12 protein-coding genes are annotated in these 13,360 nt (G+C 53.3%); 9 read left to right on the plus strand and 3 right to left on the minus strand.

Annotation, left to right across the window (positions count from 1 at the left end):
* The first annotated feature begins 44 nt into the window (after window positions 1–44).
* From znuA to lpxM, 3 genes are all read left to right on the plus strand, one after another.
* Window positions 45–989 (plus strand): zinc ABC transporter substrate-binding protein ZnuA, encoded by a 945-nt coding sequence (gene znuA / locus NA197_RS13460; protein ID WP_000939597.1) that lies wholly within the window; start codon window positions 45–47, stop codon window positions 987–989.
* A gap of 15 nt (window positions 990–1,004) precedes the next feature.
* A complete protein-coding gene (gene mepM / locus NA197_RS13465) occupies window positions 1,005–2,324 on the plus strand; it encodes a murein DD-endopeptidase MepM (protein WP_001184028.1) in 1,320 nt (439 codons plus the stop codon).
* A gap of 116 nt (window positions 2,325–2,440) precedes the next feature.
* Complete coding sequence (gene lpxM, locus NA197_RS13470) at window positions 2,441–3,412, plus strand: lauroyl-Kdo(2)-lipid IV(A) myristoyltransferase (protein ID WP_000448401.1); 972 nt, start codon at window positions 2,441–2,443, stop codon at window positions 3,410–3,412.
* A 72-nt stretch (window positions 3,413–3,484) separates the two neighbouring features.
* Here lpxM and pyk read toward each other — a convergent pair whose 3' ends face one another.
* Together pyk and NA197_RS13480 are read right to left on the minus strand one after the other, a co-directional pair.
* Window positions 3,485–4,927 (minus strand): pyruvate kinase, encoded by a 1,443-nt coding sequence (pyk, locus tag NA197_RS13475; RefSeq protein ID WP_000091156.1) that lies wholly within the window; start codon window positions 4,925–4,927, stop codon window positions 3,485–3,487.
* A gap of 123 nt (window positions 4,928–5,050) precedes the next feature.
* The gene (locus NA197_RS13480) at window positions 5,051–5,920 is read right to left on the minus strand and encodes a MurR/RpiR family transcriptional regulator (RefSeq protein ID WP_020898861.1); all 870 of its coding nucleotides are present in this window, start codon (window positions 5,918–5,920) and stop codon (window positions 5,051–5,053) included.
* 341 nt (window positions 5,921–6,261) lie between these two features.
* Here NA197_RS13480 and zwf point away from each other — a divergent pair, with 341 nt between their 5' ends.
* The 3 genes from zwf (at window position 6,262) to kdgA (ending at window position 10,462) form a co-directional block, all read left to right on the plus strand.
* Window positions 6,262–7,737 carry a glucose-6-phosphate dehydrogenase gene (gene zwf / locus NA197_RS13485; RefSeq protein ID WP_000301711.1) on the plus strand — a complete coding sequence of 492 codons (1,476 nt, stop codon included), beginning with the start codon at window positions 6,262–6,264 and terminating at the stop codon, window positions 7,735–7,737.
* Between the two features lie 234 nt (window positions 7,738–7,971).
* Complete coding sequence (gene edd / locus NA197_RS13490) at window positions 7,972–9,783, plus strand: phosphogluconate dehydratase (RefSeq protein WP_001069113.1); 1,812 nt, start codon at window positions 7,972–7,974, stop codon at window positions 9,781–9,783.
* Window positions 9,784–9,820: 37 nt separating this feature from the next.
* Complete coding sequence (gene kdgA, locus NA197_RS13495; protein WP_000800497.1) at window positions 9,821–10,462, plus strand: bifunctional 4-hydroxy-2-oxoglutarate aldolase/2-dehydro-3-deoxy-phosphogluconate aldolase; 642 nt, start codon at window positions 9,821–9,823, stop codon at window positions 10,460–10,462.
* Window positions 10,463–10,561: 99 nt separating this feature from the next.
* Here kdgA and purT read toward each other — a convergent pair whose 3' ends face one another.
* Window positions 10,562–11,740 carry a formate-dependent phosphoribosylglycinamide formyltransferase gene (purT, locus tag NA197_RS13500; RefSeq protein ID WP_000173431.1) on the minus strand — a complete coding sequence of 393 codons (1,179 nt, stop codon included), beginning with the start codon at window positions 11,738–11,740 and terminating at the stop codon, window positions 10,562–10,564.
* Window positions 11,741–11,870: 130 nt separating this feature from the next.
* Here purT and yebG point away from each other — a divergent pair, with 130 nt between their 5' ends.
* The 3 genes from yebG to NA197_RS13515 all read left to right on the plus strand — a co-directional run bounded on the left by yebG (window position 11,871) and on the right by NA197_RS13515 (window position 13,335).
* Window positions 11,871–12,161 carry a DNA damage-inducible protein YebG gene (gene yebG / locus NA197_RS13505; RefSeq protein ID WP_001579458.1) on the plus strand — a complete coding sequence of 97 codons (291 nt, stop codon included), beginning with the start codon at window positions 11,871–11,873 and terminating at the stop codon, window positions 12,159–12,161.
* Between the two features lie 67 nt (window positions 12,162–12,228).
* Window positions 12,229–12,582, plus strand: a complete 354-nt coding sequence (gene yebF, locus NA197_RS13510; protein WP_001042123.1) for a protein YebF — start codon at window positions 12,229–12,231, stop codon at window positions 12,580–12,582.
* 93 nt (window positions 12,583–12,675) lie between these two features.
* Window positions 12,676–13,335, plus strand: coding sequence for a tellurite resistance TerB family protein (locus NA197_RS13515; protein WP_000024709.1), 660 nt, complete (start codon window positions 12,676–12,678; stop codon window positions 13,333–13,335).
* Window positions 13,336–13,360: the final 25 nt, after the last annotated feature.

Below are 13,360 nucleotides of genomic sequence, written 5' to 3' on the forward strand. Positions count from 1 at the left end.
ATAATATCACATTTCACACATTCATTACGATGATTAGTCGCATTATGTTACAGAAAAATACGCTTCTTTTCGCAGCATTATCCGCCGCGCTTTGGGGGAGTGCAACCCAGGCTGCCGACGCCGCCGTTGTCGCTTCGCTTAAACCGCTTGGGTTTATCGCTTCCGCCATTGCTGATGGCGTTACGGATACGCAAGTATTACTTCCGGATGGGGCATCCGAGCATGATTATTCATTGCGTCCATCAGACGTAAAACGCTTACAGGGCGCGGACTTAGTCGTCTGGGTTGGCCCGGAAATGGAAGCCTTTATGGAGAAGTCGGTCAGGAATATCCCTGATAATAAGCAGGTTACCATTGCGCAACTTGCCGATGTAAAACCGTTACTCATGAAGGGCGCGGATGATGATGAGGATGAACATGCGCATACGGGCGCCGATGAGGAAAAAGGTGACGTACATCACCATCACGGCGAATATAACATGCATCTTTGGCTCTCCCCAGAGATAGCGCGGGCTACAGCGGTTGCAATCCATGAAAAATTAGTGGAACTTATGCCGCAAAGTCGAGCCAAACTCGACGCCAACCTGAAGGATTTTGAGGCACAATTAGCCGCAACCGATAAACAGGTCGGTAACGAGCTCGCGCCGCTCAAGGGGAAAGGGTATTTCGTTTTTCATGACGCCTACGGTTACTACGAAAAACACTACGGACTCACCCCGCTCGGTCACTTTACCGTGAACCCTGAGATACAACCTGGCGCGCAGCGTTTACATGAAATAAGAACACAGTTGGTTGAGCAAAAAGCAACCTGCGTTTTTGCTGAGCCACAATTCAGGCCAGCGGTCGTGGAAGCCGTGGCGAGAGGGACATCCGTTCGAATGGGAACACTGGACCCCCTCGGGACGAACATTAAACTGGGTAAAACAAGCTATTCAGCGTTTTTAAGCCAATTAGCCAACCAGTATGCGAGCTGCCTGAAAGGAGATTAACGAGGAAGTGAATACGTGCAACAGATAGCCCGCTCTGTCGCCCTGGCATTTAATAATCTGCCCCGACCCCACCGCGTTATGCTGGGGTCACTTACCGTTCTGACACTGGCCGTCGCCGTATGGCGGCCCTATGTTTACCACCCAGAATCCGCACCAATCGTTAAAACTATTGAACTGGAGAAAAGCGAGATTCGTTCCCTCTTACCGGAGGCCAGCGAACCCATCGATCAGGCCGCGCAGGAAGATGAAGCTATTCCTCAGGATGAGCTGGACGATAAAACCGCAGGCGAAGTCGGCGTCCATGAATACGTCGTCTCCACAGGCGATACGTTAAGCAGCATTCTGAATCAGTACGGCATCGATATGAGCGATATTAGCCGACTTGCCGCTTCTGATAAGGAGCTGCGCAATCTGAAAATTGGCCAACAGCTTTCCTGGACACTGACCGCCGATGGCGATTTACAGCGTCTGACATGGGAAGTCTCCCGCCGTGAAACGCGTACCTACGATCGCACTGCCAACGGTTTTAAAATGAGCAGTGAAATGCAGCAGGGGGACTGGGTCAACAGTCTGCTGAAAGGTACGGTAGGGGGTAGCTTTGTCGCCAGCGCGAAAGAGGCCGGTTTAACCAGCAGCGAAATCAGCGCAGTGATAAAAGCCATGCAGTGGCAGATGGATTTTCGCAAGCTGAAAAAGGGCGATGAATTTTCGGTGCTGATGTCGCGCGAGATGCTGGATGGCAAGCGTGAACAGAGTCAGTTGTTGGGCGTGCGGATGCGTTCCGATGGTAAAGATTACTACGCCATTCGCGCCGCTGACGGTAAATTCTATGACCGTAATGGGGTTGGTCTGGCGAAAGGCTTTTTACGCTTCCCGACCGCCAAACAGTTCCGCATCTCCTCCAACTTCAATCCGCGTCGTCTGAACCCGGTTACCGGACGCGTTGCGCCGCATCGTGGCGTTGACTTTGCGATGCCGCAGGGTACGCCGGTGCTGTCGGTGGGGGATGGCGAGGTCGTGGTCGCTAAACGTAGCGGCGCTGCCGGTTACTACATTGCGATTCGTCATGGACGCACCTACACCACACGTTACATGCACTTGCGTAAGCTGCTGGTGAAACCGGGGCAAAAAGTGAAACGTGGCGATCGTATTGCGCTTTCTGGTAACACCGGGCGTTCCACAGGGCCGCATCTGCATTATGAGGTATGGATAAACCAGCAAGCCGTTAACCCTCTAACAGCAAAATTGCCGCGCACGGAAGGTCTGACGGGGTCAGATCGTCGTGAATACCTGGCACAGGTGAAAGAGGTTCTGCCGCAACTGCGCTTCGATTAACAAATGCGCTGACAGAGCCGGTACGCGATGTGTGCCGGCTTTTTTGTTTTGTGTGCGGCGCAGACGTCGCTACACTATTCACAATTCCTTTTCGTGTCAGCAGACCCTGGAAAAGCATGGAAACCAAAAAAAATAATAGTGAGTATATCCCTGAATTCGAAAAATCCTTTCGCTATCCGCAGTATTGGGGCGCCTGGTTGGGCGCTGCGGCAATGGCGGGGATCGCATTAACGCCGGCATCATTCCGCGACCCTTTGCTGGCGACGCTGGGGCGTTTTGCCGGACGGCTGGGGAAGAGTTCTCGTCGCCGGGCGCTAATTAATCTGTCGTTGTGCTTTCCGCAGCGTAGCGAAGCTGAACGCGAAGCGATTGTCGATGAGATGTTCGCCACCGCGCCGCAGGCAATGGCGATGATGGCTGAGTTGGCGATGCGCGGTCCGAAAAAAATTCAACAGCGTGTTGACTGGGAAGGTCTGGAGATTATCGAGGAGATGCGTCGTAACGACGAAAAAGTCATTTTTCTCGTACCGCATGGCTGGGGCGTCGACATTCCAGCTATGCTGATGGCCTCTCAGGGGCAAAAAATGGCGGCGATGTTTCATAATCAGGGTAATCCGGTTTTTGACTATATCTGGAATACCGTGCGTCGGCGTTTTGGCGGACGTTTGCATGCGCGCAATGACGGGATTAAACCCTTTATTCAGTCTGTTCGTCAGGGCTACTGGGGTTACTACCTGCCGGACCAGGATCACGGCCCGGAGCATAGTGAATTCGTTGATTTCTTTGCGACATACAAAGCGACGCTGCCCGCGATTGGTCGGCTGATGAAAGTGTGCCGCGCACGCGTGATACCGCTTTTCCCGGTGTATAATGGTAAAACGCATCGCCTGACTATCCAGATTCGCCCGCCAATGGACGATCTGCTCACGGCTGACGACCACACTATCGCCAGACGGATGAACGAAGAGGTCGAAATTTTTGTCGGCCCGCATCCGGAACAGTACACCTGGATTCTGAAGTTGCTCAAAACCCGCAAGCCAGGCGAGATTCAGCCGTATAAGCGTAAAGATCTTTATCCCATCAAATAAATAAAGCCTCTCGTAAGAGAGGCTTTATGCTGACAAACCCTGTACTACCTGATGAACAGGCGTGGGGGAGTTTTACTCAACGGTCAAAATACGCGTGGTATTGGTTGAACCGACGGTGCTCATGACATCGCCCTGGGTCACGATAACCAGGTCACCGGAAACCAGATACCCTTTATCGCGCAGCAGATTAACAGCTTCATGCGCCGCGACAACGCCATCAGCCGCGCTATCAAAATGCACCGGCGTTACTCCGCGGTAGAGCGCGGTCAGGTTCAGCGTGCGTTCATGGCGCGACATGGCGAAAATCGGCAGGCCAGAGCTGATACGGGAAGTCATTAGCGCGGTACGACCGGATTCCGTCATGGTGATGATCGCGGTAACGCCTTTCAGATGGTTTGCCGCATACATCGCAGACATGGCAATGGCTTCTTCAACATTGTCGAACTGCACGTCGAGACGGTGTTTAGACACATTGATGCTGGGGATTTTTTCTGCGCCCAGACAGACGCGCGCCATTGCGGCAACGGTTTCAGAAGGATACTGACCGGCTGCGGTTTCGGCAGACAGCATAACCGCATCCGTGCCATCCAGGACGGCGTTCGCCACGTCCATCACTTCCGCACGGGTCGGCATCGGGTTGGTGATCATCGACTCCATCATCTGCGTTGCGGTGATGACTGCGCGGTTTAGCTGACGCGCACGGCGAATCAGCGCCTTCTGGATACCAACCAGCTCCGGATCGCCGATTTCAACGCCCAGGTCGCCACGTGCGACCATCACAACGTCAGAGGCCAGAATGATATCGTCCATAGCGTTTTGATCGCATACCGCTTCGGCGCGTTCGACCTTAGCCACAATTTTCGCGTCGCAGCCGGCGTCGCGCGCCAGGCGGCGTGCATAGTTCAGATCTTCGCCGCAGCGCGGGAAGGAGACGGCCAGATAGTCAACGCCTATCAGCGCAGCGGTTTGAATATCGGCTTTGTCTTTTTCGGTCAGCGCTTCAGCAGAAAGCCCGCCGCCGAGCTTGTTAATGCCTTTATTGTTAGACAGCGGGCCGCCGACGGTGACCTCGGTAAAGACTTTCATGCCCTGGACCTCAAGCACTTTCAACTGCACTCGACCATCGTCAAGCAGCAGGATATCGCCAGGAACGACGTCTGCCGGCAACCCTTTGTAATCAATGCCGACTTTTTCTTTGTCGCCTTCGCCTTTACCCAGGTTAGCGTCTAACAGAAATTTGTCCCCGATGTTGAGGAACACTTTGCCTTCTTTAAAAGTGGAAACGCGAATTTTTGGCCCTTGCAGGTCGCCTAAAATAGCCACATGACGCCCCAGTTTGGCGGCAATCTCACGGACTTTATCAGCGCGCATTTTATGATCTTCCGGCGAGCCGTGAGAGAAGTTCATACGTACGACGTTTGCGCCCGCGGCGATAACCTTCTCAAGGTTGTTATCGCGGTCAGTTGCCGGGCCTAACGTGGTAACGATTTTGGTTCTGCGAAGCCTTCTGGACATGTAATACTCCGTTGACTAAAACAACTTGGTGTTGCGTGAACATTGATCCGGTCGTTCTGAAACCTTAACGGTATAAAATGAACGTCCCCGGATGACGAAAAGGGTAGAACATTGTTATTGCTTTTAGCGGTCATCACTCTTGATGAGTAATTCTTTATCAAAACGCGATTCCTTGAGCGCTTCCTTGACACGCTTCAAGTTATCTCTGAATTTTGCCCCGCGACGCAAAGTAAATCCCGTTGCCAGCACATCTATCACGGTCAGCTGAGCAAGTCGAGAGACCATGGGCATATAAATGTCTGTATCTTCCGGTACGTCGAGGGTAATGGCTAGCGTGGCTTCGCGCGCCAGCGGCGTTCCAGCGGAGGTCAGGGCGATCACCATCGCATCGTTTTCCCGCGCCAACTGCGCCAGTTCCACCAGACTCTTGGTTCTGCCAGTATGCGAAATGAGCACGACGACGTCATCATCGTTACAATTCATACAGCTCATCCGTTGCAGCACGATATCGTCGGAGTAAATCACCGGCACATTGAAGCGAAAAAACTTATTCATGGCGTCATGCGCGACCGCGGCGGAGGAACCAAGACCAAAAAAGGCGATTTTTTTTGCCTGGGTCAGTAAATCGACGGCGCGGTTGACGGCCGATTTATCCAGCGACTGACGAACATGGTCGAGACTGGCCATGGCGGACTCGAAGATTTTTCCTGTATAGGCCTCAACGCTGTCATCTTCATCCACATTGCGATTAACATAGGGGGTGCCATTTGCCAGACTTTGCGCCAGATGCAGTTTAAAATCAGGAAAGCCGCGGGTATTCATGCTGCGACAGAAACGGTTCACCGTTGGCTCGCTAACGTTAGCTTCCTGGGCCAGCATGGCAATGCTTAAGTGAATCGATCTGCCGGGGGCGGCCAGAATAACATCGGCGACTTTTCGTTCAGATTTGCTTAAATGTTCCAGTTGAGACTGGACTTTTTCCAGCATATTCATGATTAGCAAGGCTCATGGGTATTAGCGATTTCAATGATGCGCGAAACCGAGCGCGTTTTGTTAGATATTACTCCTGGCGGCTGTCAAAGGGGGCAAAATGGCTAAAAAAGGTGTCGTTTTTTTTCATTACATGACCGACGTCGGATTTTAAGTTCCAGCTTGTGTGGAAAAGCGACAATTTTATTAGGCGTTTTGCCGATTATATTGCCAATCAAACGCCGGTTCACCTATGAAAAGGCGTTTACGGTTTCCGTAATCTCGTAAAAGCAGTACAGTGCTGTGTAATAAAATTACAACGATATCCTGGCTAAAGTACCAGGAGATTAACTGAGGAGAATGACATGGCGGTAACGCAAACAGCCCAGGCATGTGACCTGGTCATTTTCGGCGCGAAAGGCGACCTGGCGCGCCGGAAACTGCTGCCTTCCCTGTATCAGCTTGAGAAAGCCGGCCAGATCCATCCGGATACCCGGATCATTGGGGTGGGGCGCGCGGACTGGGATAAAGAAGCTTATACCCACGTCGTGCGTGAGGCGCTGGAAACCTTCATGAAGGAAAAAATTGATGAAGGCTTGTGGGATACGCTGAGCGGCCGTCTGGATTTTTGTAATCTTGACGTTAACGATACGCCTGCGTTTAGTCGCCTGGGCGATATGCTGGATCAAAAAAACCGCACCACCATTAACTATTTTGCGATGCCGCCCAGCACGTTTGGCGCTATTTGCAAAGGGTTAGGGGAGGCTAAACTCAACGCCAAACCGGCGCGTGTCGTGATGGAGAAACCGTTGGGTACTTCGCTGGCGACCTCGCGTGAGATTAACGATCGGGTCGGCGAATACTTTGAAGAGTGCCAGGTATATCGTATCGACCACTATCTGGGCAAAGAAACGGTTCTCAACCTGCTGGCGCTGCGTTTTGCCAACTCGTTATTCGTTAATAACTGGGATAACCGCACTATCGATCACGTTGAGATTACCGTAGCGGAAGAGGTGGGGATTGAAGGGCGCTGGGGATACTTTGACCAGGCCGGTCAGATGCGCGATATGATCCAGAACCACTTGCTGCAAATTCTCTGCATGATTGCCATGTCACCGCCGTCTGACCTGAGCGCCGACAGTATTCGCGATGAAAAAGTCAAAGTGTTGAAATCGTTGCGCCGTATTGATCGCTCCAACGTGCGTGAAAAAACGGTTCGTGGTCAATACACCGCGGGCTTTGCGCAGGGTCAAAAGGTGCCGGGCTATCTGGAAGAAGAGGGCGCGAATAAAAGCAGCAACACCGAAACTTTCGTCGCGATCCGCGTCGACATCGATAACTGGCGTTGGGCGGGCGTGCCATTCTATCTGCGCACCGGCAAGCGTCTGCCAACTAAGTGCTCTGAAGTCGTGGTTTATTTCAAGACGCCTGAACTGAATCTCTTTAAAGAGTCCTGGCAAGACCTGCCGCAGAACAAATTGACGATTCGCCTGCAGCCGGATGAAGGCGTAGATATTCAGGTACTTAACAAAGTACCGGGGCTGGATCATAAGCATAATCTGCAAATCACGAAGCTTGATCTGAGCTACTCCGAGACCTTTAATCAGACGCACCTGGCGGATGCATATGAGCGCCTGCTGCTGGAAACGATGCGTGGCATTCAGGCGCTGTTTGTCCGCCGTGACGAAGTGGAAGAAGCCTGGAAGTGGGTGGACTCCATTACCGAAGCATGGGCGATGGACAACGACGCGCCGAAGCCGTATCAGGCGGGCACCTGGGGACCGGTAGCGTCCGTGGCGATGATTACCCGTGACGGTCGTTCGTGGAATGAGTTTGAGTAAATTTACCACTCACTCTTAGGTGGTATTTTACCGGTAACATGATCTAACACAGATTGTAGAATCATTTTTGCACTTTTAAGCCTCGTGTGGATTCACCTGCGAGGCTTTTTTTATTACACTGCCTGAAACGATTTTGCCCCATTATCACCGGACATCATGTATTTCACTGTCTTTCCACATTGATGAAACGCATGGTAAACCCGGTAGCCGGACAGATAAATTTCAGGAGCCTCTATGAATCCTAATTTGTTACGCGTAACACAGCGTATTGTCGAACGCTCGCAGCAGACCCGAGAAGCCTATCTTGCCCGCATTGAGCAGGCAAAAACCGCCACGGTCCACCGATCTCAACTGGCCTGCGGCAACCTGGCGCATGGCTTCGCCGCCTGTCAGCCAGAGGACAAAGCCTCGCTGAAAAGTATGTTGCGCAATAATATCGCCATCATTACCTCCTACAATGACATGCTCTCTGCGCATCAACCGTATGAACATTATCCGCAGATTATTCGTCAGGCCCTGCATTCCGTGAATGCGGTAGGTCAGGTCGCAGGCGGCGTACCGGCAATGTGCGATGGCGTTACACAAGGGCAGGATGGCATGGAGTTGTCATTACTCAGCCGCGAAGTGATAGCGATGTCGGCAGCAGTAGGCCTCTCTCACAATATGTTTGACGGCGCGTTATTCCTCGGCGTATGCGACAAAATCGTTCCGGGGCTGGCGATGGCCGCGCTCTCTTTTGGTCATTTACCCGCGATTTTTGTTCCGTCAGGCCCGATGGCGAGCGGCCTGCCGAATAAAGAAAAAGTCCGTATTCGTCAGCTATATGCGGAAGGAAAAGTAGACAGAATGGCGCTGCTGGAGTCGGAAGCCGCCTCTTACCATGCGCCGGGCACCTGTACATTTTACGGCACCGCCAACACCAACCAGATGGTGGTGGAGTTTATGGGAATGCAGTTGCCGGGTTCTTCGTTTGTGCATCCGGATGCGCCGCTGCGCGAGGCATTGACTGCCGCTGCCGCACGTCAGGTAACACGTCTTACCGGCAACGGCAATACGTGGATGCCGCTCGGTAAAATGATCGACGAAAAAGTCGTGGTGAACGGCATTGTCGCGCTGCTGGCTACCGGCGGCTCCACCAACCACACCATGCATCTGGTTGCAATGGCGCGCGCGGCGGGAATTCTGATCAACTGGGATGACTTCTCGGATTTGTCGGAAGTGGTTCCGTTGATGGCGCGCCTGTACCCGAACGGTCCGGCGGACATTAACCACTTCCAGGCGGCGGGCGGCGTACCGGTATTGATGCGTGAGCTGCTCAATGCCGGATTGCTGCACGAAGACGTTAATACTGTCGCAGGCTTCGGCCTGAAACGCTATACACTGGAGCCCTGGCTCAACAACGGCGAGCTGGACTGGCGTGAAGGCGCGGAAAGGTCACTGGATAACGATGTCATTGCCTCTTTTGATAAGCCGTTCTCTCCTCACGGCGGTACCAAGGTGCTAAGCGGTAATCTGGGGCGCGCAGTAATGAAGACGTCTGCGGTACCGGTTGAAAACCAGATCATTGAAGCGCCTGCCATGGTATTTGAAAGTCAGCATGATGTGCTGCCTGCGTTTGACGCGGGTCTGCTTGATCGGGATTGTGTCGTTGTCGTGCGTCATCAGGGACCAAAAGCGAATGGAATGCCAGAATTACATAAACTCATGCCGCCACTTGGTGTATTATTGGACCGCCGTTTCAAAATCGCGTTAGTTACTGATGGACGACTTTCAGGCGCTTCGGGTAAAGTGCCTTCAGCTATCCACGTAACGCCGGAAGCCTACGATGGCGGCTTACTGGCAAAAGTGCGCGATGGCGACATCATTCGCGTGAATGGGCAGACAGGTGAGTTAACTCTGCTGGTCGACGAGGCGGAACTTGCCGCTCGTCAGCCTCATATTCCGGACCTGAGCGCGTCGCGCGTCGGAACGGGGCGTGAGTTGTTTGGCGCGCTGCGCGAAAAGCTGTCGGGTGCGGAGCAGGGCGCAACCTGTATCACTTTTTAAGATGACACACTAGTAATCAGGCGAGAGAAGAATTCCGATGAAAAACTGGAAAACAAGTGCAGAAGCAATCCTGACCACCGGCCCGGTTGTCCCGGTCATTGTAGTCAATAAACTGGAGCACGCGGTGCCGATGGCTAAAGCGCTGGTGGCCGGGGGTGTTCGCGTTCTGGAGGTGACTTTACGTACGGCCTGCGCGATGGATGCTATTCGCGCTATCGCTAAAGAAGTGCCGGAAGCGATTGTCGGCGCCGGAACCGTTCTCAATCCGCAGCAGTTGGCGGAGGTGACGGAAGCGGGCGCGCAGTTTGCGATTAGCCCGGGACTGACTGAGCCACTGCTGAAAGCCGCGACGGCAGGCACTATCCCATTGATTCCCGGTATTAGCACCGTTTCTGAACTGATGTTGGGCATGGACTATGGTCTGAAAGAGTTCAAATTCTTCCCGGCGGAAGCGAATGGCGGCACTAAAGCGTTGCAGGCGATTGCCGGCCCGTTCTCTCAGGTACGTTTCTGCCCAACCGGCGGCATCTCTCCGGCAAACTATCGTGACTATCTGGCGCTGAAAAGCGTGTTGTGCATCGGCGGTTCCTGGCTGGTGCCGGCCGACGCGCTGGAAGCGGGTGATTACGATCGCATCACCAAACTGGCGCGCGAAGCGGTAGAAGGCGCGAAGCAGTAAGCCGTTAAATGCCCGATGGCGCTTGCTTATCGGGCTTACGAGTGGCGATCAGGCAGGTCTGATAAAAATGCGCTAACGTCGCCATCAGGCGATGGCGCATTAGCCTTTTACCGTCACGCGGCTGACGGCCTTTTTCGCTCTTATCACCGCTTCTTCAACGTTTTCACCTGTCGCTAACGCTACACCAAGACGACGGGTGCCGTCGATCTCAGGCTTACCAAACAGCCGTACCTGCACTCCGGCTCCTACCGCCGCGTGTACATTATCAAACGTCACATTTTGACTGGTAAGCTGCGGCAGAATCACGGCCGAGGCAGCGGGACCATACTGGCGAATAGCGCCTACGGGCATTCCCAGAAAGGCGCGCACATGCAGCGCAAACTCAGAAAGATCCTGAGAAATCAACGTGACCATTCCGGTATCGTGCGGGCGAGGGGAGACTTCGCTGAAAATGACTTCATCGCCACAGACGAAGAGTTCAACGCCGAACAGTCCATGACCGCCTAACGCCAGTACCACATGGCGGGCAATCTCTTGCGCCCGCTTCAGCGCCAGTTCGCTCATTTGCTGTGGCTGCCAGGATTCGCGATAGTCGCCATCTTGCTGACGATGACCGACCGGCGCGCAGAAATGCACGCCATCGACGGCGCTAACGGTGAGCAGCGTAATTTCAAAATCAAATTTAACCACGCCTTCCACAATCACGCGACCCGCGCCAGCGCGTCCGCCTTGTTGAGCATACTCCCATGCCTGCGCGAGCTGTTCGGCCGAGCGGATAAAGCTCTGGCCTTTGCCGGAAGAGCTCATGACCGGTTTGACGATGCAAGGAAAACCCACTGCGGCTACCGCATCATGAAAACTGGCCTCACTGTCGGCAAAGCGATACGTCGATGTCGGCAGACCTAATTCTTCTGCGGCCAGGCGACGGATCCCTTCGCGGTTCATCGTGAGCTGCGTTGCACGAGCGCAAGGCACGACATTCAGCCCTTCGCCCTCCAGCTCGCGCAGCGTATCGGTGGCGATCGCTTCTATTTCCGGCACGATATAATGCGGTTTTTCCTCTGTAATCACATGACGTAGCGCCTCGCCGTCCAGCATATTAATGACGTGTGAACGGTGAGCCACATGCATGGCGGGCGCATCAGGATAGCGATCGACGGCGATAACCTCGATCCCCAGGCGTTGGCATTCAATCGCCACCTCTTTTCCCAATTCACCTGCCCCTAATAACATCACCCGCGTTGCTGCCGGACGCAGCGCAGTGCCTAATAGCGTCATATTTCTGTCCCCTTATTTACCTGCGCGCAGTATATACGAAAACGTTTGCGTATGTCTTTTCGAATAGATTGCTTTTCTTGCTGCCTTGCAATATACTGTATATAAACACAGGTAAATAAGGGGCTGCAAAATGGCGGTTGAAGTTAAATACGTAGTCATTCGCGAGGGTGAGGAGAAGATGTCATTTACCAGTAAAAAGGAAGCCGACGCCTGGGACAAAATGCTCGATACTGCCGATCTTCTTGATACCTGGCTTGGGCAGTCGCCAGTCGTGCTGGAAGATGGGCAGCGCGAAGCGTTGTCGCTGTGGCTGGCGGAACATAAAGAGGTGTTAAGCACTATCCTCAAAACCGGTAAGTTGCCTTCTCCGCAGGCGGTTGAAAAGGACGCCGCGAGTAAAACGAAAAAGCAAGCCGCCTGAACCCGTACTTGCGCTCCCGGCGTTTTGTACCATGCTTTTCCTGAATCATTGTGCTAAGGAGAAAAGTATGAATAAAAGAGGAGCGTTGTTGAGCCTGCTGTTGTTATCCGCCAGCGTATCGGCATTTGCGGCATCCACCGAGAGTAAATCGGTTAAGTTTCCGCAGTGCGAAGGGCTGGATGCCGCGGGGATTGCGGCAAGCGTGAAGCGCGACTACCAGCAAAATCGTATCGTGCGGTGGGCAGACGACCAAAAAAAGGTCGGGCAGGCTGACCCGGTCGCGTGGGTTAATGTGCAGGACGTTGTGGGTCAAAATGATAAATGGACAGTTCCGCTAACCGTTCGCGGTAAAAGCGCCGATATTCATTATCAGGTCATCGTTGATTGCAAAGCCGGCAAGGCGGAATATAAGCCCCGCTAGCAGCGTAATTTGCGCTTCTTTTGCCGGAACAGACAATTCCTGACATCCCCTCAGGTACGCTTGACCATTATTGGTCTGTATTTGAGGGGTACTATGGCTAACTGGTTGAACCAATTACAATCACTTCTTGGGCAAAAAGGCGCTTCCGCATCGCCTTCCGGTGAACAGGGGTTAAATAAACTGCTGGTTCCCGGCGCGCTGGGCGGTCTGGCTGGACTGTTGGTCGCCAATAAGTCTTCGCGCAAATTATTAACCAAATACGGTACTGGCGCTTTGCTGGTGGGCGGCGGCGCGGTGGCGGGTTCCGTATTGTGGAATAAGTACAAAGATAAAGTACGCGCCGCGCATCAGGGGGAGCCGCAATTCGGCAGCCAAAGTACGCCGCTGGATGTTCGCACTGAGCGACTGATCCTGGCGCTGGTTTTTGCTGCAAAAAGCGATGGGCATATTGATGCCAAAGAACGCGCGGCGATTGAGCACCAACTGCGAGAATCAGGTGTGGAAGAGCAAGGGCGTGTGTTTATCGAGAAAGCTATTGAGCAGCCGCTTGATCCACAACGTCTGGCACAGGGCGTTCGTAATGAAGAAGAAGCCCTGGAACTCTACTTCCTGAGCTGTGCCGCCATTGATATTGACCACTTTATGGAACGTAGCTATCTGAATGCGTTAGGAGACGCGCTAAAAATTCCTCAGGAGGTTCGGGACGGTATCGAGCAGGACTTGCAGCAGCAAAAACAAGCGCTACCAGGCTGATAACCTGCCATTAAGTAACATGTTT

It is taken from the genome of Salmonella sp. NW884 (genome assembly GCF_051700745.1).
Taxonomy (GTDB): domain Bacteria; phylum Pseudomonadota; class Gammaproteobacteria; order Enterobacterales; family Enterobacteriaceae; genus Salmonella; species Salmonella enterica.

Excerpts from the sequence above, each read along its gene's own strand:
- znuA (WP_000939597.1), top strand. The coding sequence starts at position 45 with ATGTTACAGAAAAATACGCTTCTTTTCGCAGCATTATCCGCCGCGCTT.
- lpxM (WP_000448401.1), top strand. The coding sequence starts at position 2,441 with ATGGAAACCAAAAAAAATAATAGTGAGTATATCCCTGAATTCGAAAAA.
- pyk (WP_000091156.1), bottom strand. The coding sequence starts at position 4,927 with ATGTCCAGAAGGCTTCGCAGAACCAAAATCGTTACCACGTTAGGCCCG.
- NA197_RS13480 (WP_020898861.1), bottom strand. The coding sequence starts at position 5,920 with ATGAATATGCTGGAAAAAGTCCAGTCTCAACTGGAACATTTAAGCAAA.
- zwf (WP_000301711.1), top strand. The coding sequence starts at position 6,262 with ATGGCGGTAACGCAAACAGCCCAGGCATGTGACCTGGTCATTTTCGGC.
- edd (WP_001069113.1), top strand. The coding sequence starts at position 7,972 with ATGAATCCTAATTTGTTACGCGTAACACAGCGTATTGTCGAACGCTCG.
- kdgA (WP_000800497.1), top strand. The coding sequence starts at position 9,821 with ATGAAAAACTGGAAAACAAGTGCAGAAGCAATCCTGACCACCGGCCCG.
- purT (WP_000173431.1), bottom strand. The coding sequence starts at position 11,740 with ATGACGCTATTAGGCACTGCGCTGCGTCCGGCAGCAACGCGGGTGATG.
- yebG (WP_001579458.1), top strand. The coding sequence starts at position 11,871 with ATGGCGGTTGAAGTTAAATACGTAGTCATTCGCGAGGGTGAGGAGAAG.
- yebF (WP_001042123.1), top strand. The coding sequence starts at position 12,229 with ATGAATAAAAGAGGAGCGTTGTTGAGCCTGCTGTTGTTATCCGCCAGC.
- NA197_RS13515 (WP_000024709.1), top strand. The coding sequence starts at position 12,676 with ATGGCTAACTGGTTGAACCAATTACAATCACTTCTTGGGCAAAAAGGC.